At 43.8% G+C, this 15,394-nt stretch carries 14 protein-coding genes; 3 read left to right on the forward strand and 11 right to left on the reverse strand.

What is annotated here, in order from left to right; genetic code table 11:
- The 4 genes from KIO97_RS20430 to KIO97_RS20445 form a co-directional block, all read right to left on the reverse strand.
- Positions 1 to 188, reverse strand: a 188-nt coding sequence (locus KIO97_RS20430) for a DUF1293 family protein (RefSeq protein ID WP_285383809.1), incomplete at its 3' end; no start/stop codon positions are given.
- 3 nt (positions 189 to 191) lie between these two features.
- Entirely contained in the window at positions 192 to 1,337 is a 1,146-nt protein-coding gene (locus KIO97_RS20435) for a replication initiation factor domain-containing protein (protein WP_233969097.1), read from the reverse strand.
- Positions 1,321 to 1,536 carry a hypothetical protein gene (locus KIO97_RS20440; RefSeq protein ID WP_285383810.1) on the reverse strand — a complete coding sequence of 72 codons (216 nt, stop codon included), beginning with the start codon at positions 1,534 to 1,536 and terminating at the stop codon, positions 1,321 to 1,323. The genes KIO97_RS20435 and KIO97_RS20440 overlap by 17 nt, the downstream gene beginning before the upstream one ends.
- A 3-nt stretch (positions 1,537 to 1,539) precedes the next feature.
- Positions 1,540 to 1,941: a hypothetical protein gene (locus KIO97_RS20445; protein WP_051116825.1), complete on the reverse strand. Its 402-nt coding sequence runs from the start codon at positions 1,939 to 1,941 to the stop codon at positions 1,540 to 1,542.
- A gap of 203 nt (positions 1,942 to 2,144) precedes the next feature.
- Between KIO97_RS20445 and KIO97_RS20450 the strand changes: the two genes are divergently transcribed.
- Complete coding sequence (locus KIO97_RS20450; RefSeq protein ID WP_012129368.1) at positions 2,145 to 2,513, forward strand: DUF3693 domain-containing protein; 369 nt, start codon at positions 2,145 to 2,147, stop codon at positions 2,511 to 2,513.
- A 293-nt stretch (positions 2,514 to 2,806) separates the two neighbouring features.
- Here KIO97_RS20450 and yciH read toward each other — a convergent pair whose 3' ends face one another.
- From yciH to KIO97_RS20470, 4 genes are all read right to left on the reverse strand, one after another.
- Positions 2,807 to 3,118, reverse strand: coding sequence for a stress response translation initiation inhibitor YciH (gene yciH, locus KIO97_RS20455; protein WP_005531338.1), 312 nt, complete (start codon positions 3,116 to 3,118; stop codon positions 2,807 to 2,809).
- A 4-nt stretch (positions 3,119 to 3,122) separates the two neighbouring features.
- Entirely contained in the window at positions 3,123 to 3,506 is a 384-nt protein-coding gene (locus KIO97_RS20460; protein WP_005427077.1) for a DUF3319 domain-containing protein, read from the reverse strand.
- A 128-nt stretch (positions 3,507 to 3,634) separates the two neighbouring features.
- A complete protein-coding gene (locus KIO97_RS20465; RefSeq protein WP_045395873.1) occupies positions 3,635 to 4,624 on the reverse strand; it encodes a D-alanine--D-alanine ligase in 990 nt (329 codons plus the stop codon).
- Positions 4,625 to 4,774: 150 nt separating this feature from the next.
- A complete protein-coding gene (locus tag KIO97_RS20470; protein WP_005427030.1) occupies positions 4,775 to 5,344 on the reverse strand; it encodes an SPOR domain-containing protein in 570 nt (189 codons plus the stop codon).
- A gap of 236 nt (positions 5,345 to 5,580) precedes the next feature.
- On the opposite strand from KIO97_RS20470, the gene KIO97_RS20475 reads away from it, so the two are divergent.
- Entirely contained in the window at positions 5,581 to 8,214 is a 2,634-nt protein-coding gene (locus KIO97_RS20475; RefSeq protein ID WP_285383811.1) for a bifunctional acetate--CoA ligase family protein/GNAT family N-acetyltransferase, read from the forward strand.
- A 123-nt stretch (positions 8,215 to 8,337) separates the two neighbouring features.
- Here the strand turns inward: KIO97_RS20475 and KIO97_RS20480 are convergent, their stop codons facing one another.
- On the reverse strand, positions 8,338 to 9,225 hold the full coding sequence (locus KIO97_RS20480) for a LysR family transcriptional regulator (RefSeq protein WP_045395868.1): 888 nt from the start codon (positions 9,223 to 9,225) through the stop codon (positions 8,338 to 8,340).
- Between the two features lie 234 nt (positions 9,226 to 9,459).
- Here KIO97_RS20480 and KIO97_RS20485 point away from each other — a divergent pair, with 234 nt between their 5' ends.
- A complete protein-coding gene (locus KIO97_RS20485; protein WP_285383812.1) occupies positions 9,460 to 11,631 on the forward strand; it encodes a TonB-dependent hemoglobin/transferrin/lactoferrin family receptor in 2,172 nt (723 codons plus the stop codon).
- Positions 11,632 to 12,101: 470 nt separating this feature from the next.
- Here the strand turns inward: KIO97_RS20485 and galE are convergent, their stop codons facing one another.
- Both galE and KIO97_RS20495 read right to left on the reverse strand, forming a co-directional pair.
- Positions 12,102 to 13,118, reverse strand: coding sequence for a UDP-glucose 4-epimerase GalE (gene galE / locus KIO97_RS20490; protein ID WP_005531327.1), 1,017 nt, complete (start codon positions 13,116 to 13,118; stop codon positions 12,102 to 12,104).
- A gap of 54 nt (positions 13,119 to 13,172) precedes the next feature.
- Positions 13,173 to 15,131 carry a diguanylate cyclase domain-containing protein gene (locus tag KIO97_RS20495; protein WP_285383813.1) on the reverse strand — a complete coding sequence of 653 codons (1,959 nt, stop codon included), beginning with the start codon at positions 15,129 to 15,131 and terminating at the stop codon, positions 13,173 to 13,175.
- Between the last annotated feature and the right edge of the window lie 263 nt (positions 15,132 to 15,394).

The raw sequence follows: 15,394 nt of genomic DNA on the forward strand, positions 1-15,394 counted from the left end.
TATTCATGATCAATCATCAACGGTTGATCCCATTGTGGGTTTACGTCACCAGATTCGCCGATGGTGCGACGCTTAAATTTCTCCGAGTTAATTTCACGTAGTGGACGTGAGATGTTCAGTTGAGCACTGTCACCACGTGCCGAGTTCCAAGTGATGTCCATGCCTAGGACAAAAACAGATTTAGCCATTTGTTAGGTCTCCAATATGTGAGTCACCAACTTGCCGTAGGTATCGGGGAAGGTGAATTTGGTTCCATCACGGACGAGCGAGCCGACAACGGTTTCAATGTCGCCCTCATGGAATTCGATTAAAGAGTTCAGGATTTTCCCGTACTGGCGACGCATCCAGTGAGCCGAAGCCAACAGGTCGAGCGCCGCACGTTTAGTCGGGACAGGTTTTGTATTGAATTGTTTTGCAGTAGAAATCGACGCTGCGAAGTCGTTGATGGCCGCGAACGCGCCAGCAGGATTCAACAGCACATCGATGTTCCATTTTTTAAGTTCAACTTCTGAGCGGTACCAAACCAAACCCGTGTTCGCGAGTTTCTGCTCAAGAGCCTTGTTGTAGATACGCCAGTAGATGCGAGAAGTACGAGAGCCGACAGAGTATTGCTCTTTGGTGTAGACAGGCTTGCCGTCTTTGATGCTGGCAATCGTCATATCTTCATGTAGAACCGGATTACGGCCACGCTCAGCAGTACGGAAAGCATCATCATTCCAAGCTTTGCGCGCGTATTCACAATCAAAGATACCGTCGTAATCATCGTAAGCGAGATCGACACGCGCGAGTGTTTGAACACCAAGAACGTTTGTTAGCCAATCATGCAGCGACCAAGGCGCACGACGAGCAAACACATGCTTACAACCAGTGCCATTAATTTGGAAATGCACCGTGTCATTGTTGCCACCGATACCCACGAAACCACAGAAGTCTTCGCCATCTGGTGAGGTCAACTTCATAGACTCAGAATAGAACTGAAAGCCAAGGCCACGAGGTGCAGAAAGAGACAATCCAAGCACTTGATTAGTGAAAATGCGCAAGCAATCTTCTAGATAATTGCGGTAACAGATATCAAAGGCGCTGTTGTACGCTTCAATCTCTTCGGCAGTGCCCGCGATGGTCGCATTAAACTGAGGTGGAGCAGGGAACTTGGGCGCCTTGCAGTGACGCTGTAACAGAGATTTAGGTGCTAAACCTTTGTATTCCTCATGCTTGTGCAGACGTTGAATCGCGTTGTGACAATGGCGTAAGTCTTTGACTGCGAATGTAAAACATAGGTAGTCAATATGAACAGACTGCTCATCGAATTTCTTAAGGATGTTAGTTGCAGTAGTCATCGAAGACCCCTAAATCAACGCGTTCTTGGTAAGTGGTGTTGGTGATAGATACCAACTTGTAAGAGACAAATTCAGACGAAGCCCACGATTCGAGATGAGACATAGACTTAAGCAAATCCCATTCTTCGCAGCCTTTGACCAACACAGAAACCGTGTAGTCAGGAAGCAAGTCGTAATAGATGGTTTGGGCTTCGTTCATGGGTTATGCCTCTGAGTTAGACTCAGTTACGGCGTCACGCTTTACTGCAAGTTGCTCCTCAATCTCAAAGGCGCGAATAACCGCATCACTGACAGGCATTGAGAAAAGTTCACAGATTGATGCATAGGCATGCTGACAGGCTACAGATAGAAAAATTTGATGGTTGTCTACATCTCGAAGGACTACCCAAGCTTCACCGTGTTGGTCAATTTCAACAACATGCTCAAGTTGACTCGGTAACACATACGTTTCTTGTGAGTAGTGAACACCGATATCACAAAATGAAATTCGGATTCTATAGGCGTTTTGATTACCAAAATGAGTAAGACGAAGATTTCCGAAATCTATAGAACGTATTGAAGGGTTATGAGGATTAACCTCGATTAAGCTAGAGAATTTTGACATAGAAACCACCTTGACTAGTTGAGAGTGACCACCAAGGCCAGACGAAAGCGTCAAGGGCAAACGCCCAAACCAAGGTGGTCTAAAATTAAGGACTGAAGTACATGAGTCCTGATTTGTGTGGACTATAAGACACAAAAATCAGGACTGTAAAGCCCGCTTTTTGTGGACTGTGGGTATACAATAATCAGGACTGGAGGATTCCTATGTACACAAATGAACTGTTAGATGCCTACAAAAAGGCGAAGAACTATATCCAAGATAAGCAAGTTGCCCATGATTTAGGTTTAAGTCGTCAAAAGATTAGTGCGATAAGAAACGGGCAAAGGTATCTCTCGGAAAATGAAGCACTTTTTCTGGCAAAAGAGATTGGAGCAGATACAGAATCTGTCCTTGTTTATCTAGCAGCTGATAAAGCGAAAACGTTCGAAGCTCAACAAGCTTGGGCGAACATTGCAAAAAAGTTTAACGGGCTTGGATTACCAAGTATTTCAATGGCTTGTGCAGGATTTGCCGTAGCGTTTTCAAGCCCAGTGGAATCCTCAATTCAGTGCGCATTATGTATATTATGTTAAATGATATATCAACGTACGCCAAATCTTTTCTGGATTGGTCTCCTATCCCTCTCAGATTTTAAAATACGGCGCTTTTTGATAGTGTCATTAAACATAACCGTTATTTACCATAAAATAGCTAATATGGATCTATCAATCTACGATTGCTCGCTCTGCTATTAGCTGGGTTTCTTTCAATAGCTGTTGTGCTTTGCAGGTGTTTATCTGGATTAAGTTCTGCAAGCTTGTCCAAACTGCAGATACAAAAAGAGCGTCATAGTCGACGCTCTTTAAAATCTTTTGCTCAGTTTGAATTAACCACCGGCTAATTTTACTGTCATGCCTTTCTTTTCAAGATGTGCTTTGATCTTGTCACGAGCATCACCTTGGATTTCGATGTTGCCATCTTTTACAGAACCACCACAGCCGCAAACTTTCTTAAGTTCAGCTGCTAGTAATTTCAGTGGCGCGTCATCCAAGTCCAAACCTGTCACGATGCAAACACCTTTGCCTTTACGGCCTTTAGTTTGTCGTTGAATACGAACAATGCCGTCGCCTTTAGGACGTTCGACTTTTTCTTCTTCTGGTTTGATGCGACCAGTCTCTGTTGAATATACGAGTGTCATATTCTTATTTCTTTTGTTGTTGTGCTTGTAGCGCTTTTTGTTTTGCAACCAAATACGCTTCGATATGGCGTTGAATGGCAGGTTTGGCACCTTTTATCAACTTGCCGTTGAACATACAGTACCAAGCATTTGCCTCACCTGTATCGTTCTTTATCGTGTAGCCGTTAAATACTTCAGATTGTGGACTGCTGGTGCTTTGTGCTCTCTGACCAAGAGTCGCAAACTCTTTAGGGTCGATGATAGATGCCGTGTCACACCACCAATCTATGCTCTTTTTTACCGCCGTTAAACTGCCTTGTAGAACGTGGTTCTTGATTTTGACCTTCCAAACGGCACCGTCAGGTCCGCCTGATTGCAGGTTAAAACCTCTATAATTTGAAATTGCCATACCACTGAGCCATCTATTTAATGCTTTGATACAATCATAAATGCAACCGAGTAATAGTCAAAGTTTAGCACTGTGTCATTACTCAGTTATGCTTAGGTTTACCACAAAATGAACGACGGTAACGTTAGTTAGATTGCAGTATTAATACAATCTGCTAAGAACTCATGGAACTTGTGACCGTTGTTTTGTAGCATTTTCGGGAACATCGAGATTGGCGTCATTCCTGGGAAGGTGTTTACTTCGTTAAGGTAAATCTCACCATCTTCTGTTAGGAAGAAGTCGATGCGCGATAAGTGACGTAAATTCATTTGCTTAAAGACGGTTTCCGAAGCAACTCGAATCGCTTCCACCTGCTCTTCTGTCAGGTTTTTCGCTTCTACTTCAGTCAGTGAATGGCTAGACGTGCTGTACTTCTCATCGTAAGAATAGAAGGCACCATCAGGCGCAATCACTTCACCAGGCTTAGTAATGTGTAACTCGCCGTTCATCTCATAAGCAGCAACTTCCAGTTCACGAGGTTTGACTGACTTTTCTACCAAGACTTGCTCTGAGTAACCAAATGCATCGTTCACAGCTTGGGAAACAGATTGCTTTTCAGTGACACTGTAACACCCCACAGAAGAACCTTGACGTGCAGCTTTGACAAACACTTTTCCCCATTTATCAAACGCTTGTAACGCTTGTTCATGAGCTTGCTCATCGTTACGTGTTAAGAATAAGTATGGAGTGTTCGGAATGCCAATCGCATCGTACCAAAGCTTAGATGTGATTTTGTTGAAGCTGTTGCTGCTTGCTTCAGGGCCACAGCCTAGGTAAGGAATGCCAGCGATTTCAAACATAGATTGAATGTCACCGGTTTCGCCAGGGAAACCATGAATACAAGGGACAATGAAATCAACGTCTAGGCTTAGGTTGTCTGAACACAGCTTTTTCTGGTTAAGGTCTAAGTAAACCAATTCACCTTGGTTTGTTACCCAACCTTCATTTTTGATTTCTACGCGTGTAACGCTCACGTTTTCAATCAGATTCAGCTGTTGCTCTACAAAGTTTGCAGAAAGTAGTGAAATCTCGTGCTCTGAAGAGCCGCCACCGCATAGTAAAAGAATATTTTTAATCATGAATCAATCTTTCCGTGATCTCCAAAAGATACTATTCAGTATGATAAACCTTTGAGTAGTAACGTACAGTAATTTTACTGTGAGGAATGCTGTTCGAATAGGATTTGACCAAAGAAAAAAGGGAGCAAAACGCTCCCTTCTCTTGTTCTATTAATTTAGCTTGTTAAGCGTTGGATAAGCCGAGTTCTTAATGGCATCAATGCTTTTCACAAATGGCTTAAGCTGTTGGAAGTGCGTTGGCAATGTCGAGATTGCTTGCTTGGCTTCTGCACTTGTTGCGTAGTCACCGTAAAGTACTGAGAACCACTTAGTTCCATTTACCACTTTGTAGTTTTCCCAAATTGGCTGGCTGTTTTGTGGTAGCTGACGCGCAAACTGATCGACTTTTGCTTGGCTGCCTACGGCAACAACTTGGATGGTGTAACCAAAGCGTTGGATGCCCGCTTGCTTCTTGCTAGGCGGAATGATCTTAACTGGTTTCGCCTGATCTTTAGGTGTTAACTTAACGACCTTTTTCTCTTCAGGCTTCGCAGTCATTTTTACGACTGTTGGTTCTACGTCTTTCTCTACCACTGCGTTCTCAGACGACATAATTGGCTTTGAAATAGACTGAGATTGGTAGTCTTCTCGGTAGCTTTCTGACGTTACGTCAGTGATGTAAGATTCCGATGCACAAGCAGAAAGCAGTACTGACAAGCCGATGATTGCGATTTTTTTCATGAAGTAACAAACGCTCTGGATAAATATTACGATAAATCATGCCGATAGCAGGCTATTTTATCAAGCACCAAACACAATAAACTGTGATTTTGGTGTGATGAGCGACACAAACTCTGTACACTTGGTTTAGTTTTGCACCAATGTCTGGCTTGTTCATATTTAAAGAGAAGCTTATTCGTTTATGATTGTATGAGGAATGACCGACCGTTCTCGTCGTCGATGGCAAAGGAGTCACAATGAATAAGCTACAAAAACTCTTCAAACCGAATTCTGTTGCTGTGATTGGCGCATCTCAAAAAGCGCTGCGCGCAGGCCAAATTGTAATGCGTAATTTGCTTCAAAGTGGTTTTGGCGGCGCGATCATGCCTGTGACACCAAAATACAAATCGGTGTCCGGTGTTATTGCTTATCCAAACATTGCTTCCCTGCCCTACACCCCTGATATCGCCATCCTCTGTACGAATGTGGCACGCAATAAAAAGTTACTGAAAGAACTGGATGAGCGAGGGACAGAATTCGCGATTGTTATTTCTGACGATGCCGAAAACATCGATGTTGCTGACTTAAACATCCGAGTCATTGGGCCAAACAGTCTTGGCGTTATTCTCCCTTGGCATAACTTCAATTGCTCGTTTTCTCCTGTTGCTGCGTTGCCGGGCAAGATTGCCTTTATCTCTCAATCCGCAGCCGTTTGCACAACGGTATTAGATTGGGCGAATGACAAGAATATCGGTTTCTCCTCTTTTATTTCTATTGGCCAAGGACAAGATGTCGATTTTGCTGAATTGCTCGATTACTTAAGTATGGATGCAAAAACAGAGGCCATTCTTCTTTACGTGGATACGATTAAAGATGCGCGCCGCTTCATGTCTGCGGCTCGTGCAGCCTCACGTAACCGACGCATTTTGGTTTTGAAAGCCGGTAAATCGACTCAGGCTAGAACTCTGGGTGATCAAGACGTTGATTCGTTGGATGTGATTTATGACTCGGCGATTCGTAGAACCGGTATGCTACGCGTAGGTAACACCCACGAATTGTTTGCCGCTGTAGAAACTCTGACCCACTCTGTTCCACTTCGTGGTGAACGTCTTGCGATCATTACTAACGGTGGCGGACCTGCTGTTATGGCAGTAGATACGTTGCTAGAACGCGGCGGTAAGCTTGCTTCACTTGATGAGGTATCTGCCGATCAGTTAAGCAAGGTATTACCAACCAATTGGCGTGGTGTGAACCCTATCGATCTTGCGGGCGATGCGACGAAAAAGCGTTATGTCGATACGTTAAACACGCTCATGAATAATGACTGTACCGATGCGATTTTGATCATGCACAGCCCTTCAGCTGTGTCTGACTCTTTGGAAACCGCCCACGCGGTAATTGAAGCGATTCAAGCCCATCCGAGACACAAACACTTTAATATTCTGACTAATTGGTCTGGCGAACAAACCTCTCGGGAAGCTCGTCTTGCGTTCACTCAAGCTGGCATACCTACTTATCGAACGCCAGAAAGTGCAGTTGTCGCTTACATGCACTTAGTCGAGTACAGGCGTAACCAAAAACAACTGATGGAAACACCAACGACGGCGGAACCGCTACACTCTGGTAGTGTGAATTCTGCGCGTGAGTGGGCTCGCGAACAATTACTGGATAAAAACACAGTAACACTAGACACCCACCAATCCAGTCCACTATTTGAGCAGTTTGGTTTTCATATTCTCCCTACTTGGATCGCTTCGGAAGTCACAGAAGCCGTACATATGGCAGAGAACATCGGCTATCCGGTAGCAGTAAAACTTCGCTCTCCTGACATTCCTCATAAATCGGATGTACACGGTGTCGCGCTTAACCTACGTAACAGCCAAGAAGTCTCGAGTGCCGCACAAGCGATCTTAGACACTGCGAAGCTCAGTTACCCTGCCGCGAATCTTCAAGGCCTTTTGGTGCAAGGGATGGCGAAGCTTGGTAGCGCCGAAGAGTTGCGCGTCAGTATCGCGGTGGACAAGGTGTTCGGGCCAGTGATCTTACTTGGGCAAGGTGGTTCAGATTGGAATATCACGCAAGATGCGGTTGCTGCCCTGCCTCCGCTCAATATGAACCTGGCACGCTACTTAATCGTCATTGCACTGAAATCAGGTAAGGTTCGATTACAGAAACATAAAGATGCGCTAGACATTACCGAACTGTCTAAGTTCTTAGTTCGTATCTCTCAAATGGCAGTTGAGTTGCCAGAAATAGAGAGACTGGATATACATCCAGTACTTGTGTCTGGTAGTGACTTAACCATTATTGATGCCGACGTAACATTGAAGCAATACAAAGGCGATGCGCAAGAACGGTTAGCGATTCGTCCTTTCCCTGCCGAGTTTGTTGAAACCGTCACATTGAGAGATGGCCAACCTATTCTGCTTCGTCCTATTTTGCCGGAAGACGAGCCAATCCACGCAGAGTTCATTAATAGTGTCTCTAAAGAAGATCTGTACAACCGATTCTTTTCTGACGTGGGCGAATTCAACCATGAAGCGCTCGCGAATCTCACTCAAATCGATTACGACCGAGAAATGGCGTTTGTTGCAGTAGCATTTGATGAGAACGGCCCTTCTATCATCGGTGTAGCGCGCGCTCTGATAACTCCGGACAACAGCGACGCAGAGTTTGCCATTTTGGTGCGTTCAGATTTAAAAGGAAAAGGTTTAGGCAAAGTGTTGATGCAAAAGATCATTACTTACTGCCAAGCGAAAGGCACAAAGCAGATGTCTGGTATGACAATGCCAACCAACCGAGGCATGTTGTCACTCGCGCAAAGTTTGGGTTTTGAATTGGATGTACAGTTCGCTGATGGTACTGCCGATATGATTCTTCCTCTCAACTAATTGAGTCCTATCAAGAGAAAGATCGGCATAACTCGTTAAAAATAAATAAAGGGACGTTCAATCGCGTCCCTTTGTTGAGCGAACTTACTGTTTGCCTTGCAAAACTAAAATGAAGTTACAGCATCACTTTAATTTCCAATTCTTCTTTAAGTATTGAACGCACCATGATTTCGCTTCACCCATCGCGTTTCTGCGCCACGCAAGAATAATGTCAACCGGCTGATCTTCCGTACCTTCGATTCGCTTTAAGGCGCCACTTTCAATCAAAGGCTGAGCAATTTGGCTTGGGAGAGTGCCGATCCCCAATCCGGAAGTCAGTGCTTCCACTTTCGCGGGAAAGTTGGTGACGGTGAGCCTTGGCTGTTTCTGCATAACATTAATCGACATTGCTGGCTGCTCTCTTGCCGTATCCGCGATCGCAATCACTCGGTATTTCGCCCTCGCAGCATCATCGAAGTCACCACTCCGTTTATGTACATAGTGATCGGATGCAGCCACCCATACCATGCTCATTTTACCTATGTTTTCGGCCTTTACGTCTTGAGGTAAAGTGTCTAGCGGAGGACAAACGAGCAGATCTGCACGGCCTGTATTGAGTGACTCCCATCCCCCCGCGAGAATCTCTTCTTGCAGTCTTACCCGTGTACTACTTACGTTGGCTAGCGCGTCGACCATTGGGAAAAAGTTTGAAATCGGAATAATGCCATCAAACGCGACCGTAATATCGAGCTCCCACCCATTAGCGAGCAAGGTGGCGTCATTAACGAGCTTTTCGCTTGCTTGTAGAATCGCCCTGCCACGTTCAAGTATCAATTTTCCCGCTTCAGTGAAATGTGCTTTGTGGCCTGAACGGTCAAAAATGTTGATATCAAGGTCTTGTTCAAGCTTTTGTATTTGATAACTGAGTGACGAAGGCGCGCGATCTAACTCGTTCGCGGCAGCAGCAAAACTTCCTCTTCTATCAATAGCATCAAGAATATGAAGTGCTTCTAAAGTGATTGGGCTCTGCACAGAAACTCCTATTTATGTGATAGCTATCACATTAGTGGTGTTTGAGAAAAAATTAAAAATGTAGCTTCAACCAATATAATAGATTGATATTTAAAGACTACCTTTCCTATAGTACAAATTTTGACTTATAGAATTAACATTAAACAATAATTGGAATGATAGTAATTACCATTTAGATCTAATAAGATACCGCACGTTGTTATTGCCTCTTATGGATTTAAGGTATTGAAGCCAATGTATAAAAAATCAATTTTGTCAGCCTCTATTCTTATCGCCCTCTCCCAAGGCGCTTACGCTGAAGATAGTTCAACATTTAATGAAGTGGTTGTATCCGCGACTCGTACCGAGCAAAACATTAATGACGTATCAGCTTCTGTGGAATCGGTATCTTCTAAAGATATCGAGCGCTCTCTTTCTAAAGATCTGTATGATGCAGTTCAGTATACTCCGGGCGTTGAAGCTACTACTTCAGGTCGTTTTGGTATCTCTGGCTTTAACATTCGAGGAATGGAAGGCGACCGAGTCAAAATTGTTATTGATGGCGTTCAGCAAACCACGCCATTCAATCCAGGAGGCGGTGCGGTTCAAGCTATTTATCCAAACGCGATTGAACTTGACACACTGACAAGTATCGAGATTAACAAAGGTCCATCGTCAACCCTTTACGGTTCAGATGCAATGGGTGGCGTCGTGGTTCTAAAAACAAAAGATCCCTCAGATGTTTTGAAAACAGATGGTGATGAAAACCGCTTTGGTATTAAATCAAGCTACTTCTCTGCTGATGAGCAATTCAAGAACACAGTAACTTGGGCAATGCGCCAAGGGAACCTTGAAACACTATTCATGGGTACTTACGCAACAGGTAGTGAATTGCAAACTTACGGTGATGGAAGCGATATTGATGGCGGTGACCGTGGTTTAGAAAACCCAGCAGACAAAGATTTAAACAACATTCTTGCTAAAGCCTACTACACACTAAATGATACAAACAAAATTGGCGTCGTTTTTGAACGTTACAATTACCAGTACGACGAGAACAATCGCAGAGGAAACTACACTCTGAACTTTGGCCCTATGCCTGGTGTCACTTATGCTGATGCAAAAAGCAGTGATGAGACGACACGTACGCGTTATGGCATTAACTACGAGTTGACGGAAGCTAACCCAGCCTTCGATGAAATGAAGCTAGACCTGAACTATCAGGTTACAGAAAGCGAAAACTCTAACTTCTCAAACGTTACGGATCATATGGGTTATATTGGCTATAACGGTGATCGTACTCGCCTTCGTCAAGCTGAAGATAAGTCGATCCAGTTTGATGCACAGTTCGATAAAGTAATTACCATGGACAATTCCATTCATGAGCTTACTTACGGTTTAAACTTCGTTAAAACAGATTTTAGCCTAACAAACGTCGATATTTTCCATGACAACGGTACCAGCCGCCCTGGTGCAACGACGATTCCAGATGCAGATGTAACTGAATGGGGTGTTTTCCTTCAAAACAACGCGTTCTTACTAGAAGATAAGCTTGTTCTTAATGCTGGTATTCGTTATGACTCATTTGAAGCTGACCCTTCTTCAGATGAAGGTTTCAACACTGAGCGCAAGAAAAACAGCAACGATTCTTTGACGGGTAAACTTGGAGCAGTCTATCACATCAATGAGAAGCTAAGCACATTCGCTCAAATCAGCCAAGGTTTTAAAGCGCCAACTGTCGAGCAGCTTTACTACGAGTACGACGCAGGTGCTGAATTCGTTCCGAACCCAAATCTAGAAGCAGAAAAGAGTTTGTCTTACGAAATTGGCTTCCGCGGACAAAATGATTTTGCTCAATTCGAACTTACGGGCTTCATCACTGAGTATAAAGACTTTATCGATGCAGAAGATTTGCCGAGTAACGATCCGAACAAAGATCGCTTCACTATTGTGAACCGTGATGAAGTGGATATTTCGGGTGTGGAATTCAGTTCGACTCTTCTACTTGATGAAAGCTTTGATGCTCCTAAAGGTATGTACACTAAATTGTCTATTACCTACCTAGATGGTGAAGATAAATCAACGGGTAAACCTCTAGATAGTGTCGCACCATTATCATCTGTAATCGGTTTGGGTTACGATAACGTAGAGCATCACTTCGGTGGCTTAGCTTCTCTTAAGTTAGCAGCGAAAAAAGATGATTGGTCTGACGAAGACCAAATTGACTCATCAGGTTATGGTGTAATGGATATTACCGCTTACTATATGCCAATGAAAGACCTGACTTTATCAGCAGGGTTGTTCAACGCGTTTGACAAGAAATATTGGACATACCAAGACGTTCGCAGCCTTGATAACACCGACAACACCGATTTTTACAGCCAGCCTGGCCGTAACTGGGGTGTATCGGTAGACTACCAGTTCTAATTTGATTTTTAGCGATATAATGAAAAGCGCCTGAGAGTGTCAGGCGTTTTTTATTTTATGTAAACTCTTAAAAGCTGTATTAGCGTACTTTTTATACTTTACAGGCTTTTCTCAGAAAAACATTTCTTCCACACTACAAACACAAAAAAGCCAGCATAATGCTGGCTTTTTTTTCCGTTTTCATTTCAAAAATGTTAAGAAAAGAATGAAAAATGAAAACTTACTGCTTTGCCATCTCTTTCTTCACCATAACTGCTGCTGCTACGATGAAAGTGATGATTAGACCAAGTTCCATGAACTACCCCGATAGTCTTGAGAAAATTTACGACCTAAATTAAGAGTCGGACATAGTTTAGCACTTCTATTTATTGAAGCTACCTTTTAACCAGTAATTTACGAATTTTTCCGATTTAGATCAAAAAAGGCGCAGAACTGCGCCTTTTTGTTAATAACGTGTAAAGCTTAAGATTTTAGGCGTCTGGGTAACCTTGAGGGTTATTTGACTGCCAACGCCAAGTATCACTTGTCATCTCTTCAAGCGTACGAACCGCTTTCCAACCAAGTTCGTTAGCTGCTTTTGAAGGGTCAGCCCAACATTCAGCAATGTCACCAGGGCGACGATCCACCAGCTTAAACGGAACTTCTTTACCAGATGCAGCTTCGAACGCTTTTACCATTTCTAGTACGCTGTAACCGTTGCCTGTACCAAGGTTGTAAATATGAAGGCCTGCTTTGTTACCTACTTTGTCTAATGCCGCTACGTGACCATCAGAAAGATCCATTACATGAATGTAGTCACGAACGCCTGTACCGTCTTTTGTTGGGTAATCACTACCAAATACTGATAGGAATTCACGACGGCCCACTGCAACTTGAGAAACGAATGGCATCAAGTTATTTGGAATGCCTTGTGGATCTTCACCAAGCTCGCCCGTTGGATGGGAGCCAACTGGGTTGAAGTAACGAAGCAGTGTAATACTCCAATCAGGGTTTGCTTTTTGGAAGTCAGTCAAACACTCTTCTACCATCAGCTTGCTGCGGCCGTATGGGTTTGTCGCGCTTGTTGGAAAATCTTCCATAATTGGCACAGAAGCTGGATCACCATAAACCGTTGCAGAAGAGCTAAATACGATAGATTTAACGCCTGCTTCGCGCATTGCATCAACCAGAACAAGCGTACCGTTAACGTTGTTGTCGTAGTATTCCAGTGGCTTTTCTACAGACTCACCCACCGCTTTGAGGCCAGCAAAGTGGATAACGGCTTCAATGTTGTGCGCTTTCATTGCATCGACAAGCGCGGCTTTATCACGAATGTCAGCTTCAATGAATACTGGTTTTACGCCGCAAACTTTTTCAATTCGCTCAAGCACGGTTGGTTTGCTGTTGTAAAGGTTATCGAGAATCACTGGTGTCATACCAGCTTCGATCATTTGAATACAAGTGTGGCTGCCAATGTAGCCCATACCACCCGTAACAAGTACTTTCATTTTATCATTCCTTCTGACGCGAATCGGGCTAGTCTAAAGGTTTCTAACCCGTTTTTAAACTGTATCTGGGGATTCGCAACCCATTAAAATTGCTTGGCCTTTACCAGCTTTCTTCGCTTGATACATGGCAGTATCCGCGCTCTTAAGAATTCTGGTCGCATCTCGTTCATTTACGCCAACCAGTTTCACACCAATACTGACGCCAACTTTAAGTAGTGAGCCTCGGTATTCAATTGGCGAACAAATCGTCTCAAGCAGCTGTTCCGCGATTCGTGTTACGACTTTTTGATTGGCAGGATTAACCAACATTACGAACTCATCGCCAGACAAGCGTGCGATCAAATCGCTGTGCCGCGTTGCACCAGTCATACGTTTAGCAACGATCTTGAGCACTTCATCGCCCGCATCATGACCATAAGTATCGTTGATACCTTTAAAGCCGTCCAAGTCGAGATAAAGTACCGCAAACTCGTCACGTAAATAGCCTGATCTTTGTACTAATTCTTCAAGCTCTAGGTGGAACTTGGAACGATTCGCCAGCCCTGTCAACGCATCGTGATGAGCTAAGTATTCTAGACGCTCCATCTCTTTGGCACTTGAGAGGTCGGTTAAAATAATCACCATGTCATACGCATTTTGATCTTCGCTCTTAATGATACGATTTACTCTTGCGAACATGGGTATGAGCTGACCTAGATGATTCTTTTCAATGACTTCCCCTTGCCACATGCCATAGTTATCGATCGACTCGAGGATACTTGGCATCATGGCTTGCAGTTTGCGCCAGCGAATAGATTTTATGAATGGCTTACCAACTAATTGGTCCGAATCCAAACCAACAAGTTTGGTCACTGCGGGGTTCACCATGGTAATGATGCCTTGATGATTCAGTACAACAAGTCCATCTTGGCTGCTCTCAAACACACGCCCCGCAACACGCTGACGATTCATTGCTTCTTCAATTTCAGTAATATCTTGAATCACGAATAAAAGGTAGCCGTGCTTGCTAAGAAGTCGGCTCGTTAGGCTCAGCTGCTGTTCGCCTTCCCTATTTTCAAGGTGGATGTCATCGCACTCTAAGCCACGACTCAGAATTTGTCTGAGCTCATTTGGTGTTTTAGTCTGAATCAAATCACAAATGTTAGCGGTTTCTATACCATGGTAGGTCTTTTCAAAAATTCGATGGGTCGCCCTATTGCAATGTATTACACGCCCTAAATTGTCAGTCACGATCAGTGCATCTTGAATAGAGTCCACGACTTCTTCAGCGAAGGCTTTACGGCGCTCTAATACTTCCAAGCTGTGCTTACGTTGTTTCTCCAACCTTTGTTGGCGATCGAGCATGAAGTTAAAAGAAGACACTAACTCACCGACTTCATCTTTTGCGCGATGCTCAATACGGCCACTAAGATGATGACCATTTGCTACGTCCTGAAGCGCACGATTCACTTCAATGATTGGTCGCAATACACGGCGCTCTACACCAATGTAAAACACAACACTACCGACCAAAAGAATAGCCAAGAACATCAGCCCATCTTGAAGAAGCGCATCTCTCACTTCCATCAGAGGTAACTGGGAAATAGTGACCCGTATTGTACCGACAACCTTGCCGTCATGAATGACAGGTTCTAATACATAAAGAAAGTGCGCCGAAAGAGCGTAACCCACCTCATGCAGACGACTACGCTCTGTCACTGTCGGCGAAGGGAGCGTCGCACCATCCAAAGTAAAGATCGCAAATAACTGATTCTCTTTGTCGTAAAGCTTGACGCGTGATACGTTTGGCTCCTCCAAGAAATCAGCCAAAATCAATTGTGCTTGTTGCTTGTTCTTTGTTGCGAGCGCATCTTTAATTGAATGAGAGACATCGTTGATGAGAACCTTGGTTTGATCAACCAGTTCATGTTTCGCGGATTGATAAGTAATGTATGACGTGTAACTTTGAGATGTAACAAAGATGACCGTGATGAAAGCGAGAATCGGCCATATTAGCTTTGCTCGTAATGACATATATATTCCTGTCGCAGAAAGCAATCAAAAGACCAAAAGGATTGCTATGCAAACTATCACACAAAAAGAAGAAATAAGATTAACACGACATGCAATGAAATAAACCTCAAATTCTCAGATATTAGACTGATCAGTCATGAATTTCTTGAAACTTCGGATCATTTCAAAGAACTGATGATCTTTTCATCGTTCTATCAATAACCTTCTGCTCGAAAAATGAAGTTAGTCACTGAACTTAAACGCATTTTCCTGCATTTTTAAGC

It is taken from the genome of Vibrio sp. B181a, assembly GCF_030248375.1.
GTDB lineage: Bacteria > Pseudomonadota > Gammaproteobacteria > Enterobacterales > Vibrionaceae > Vibrio > Vibrio campbellii.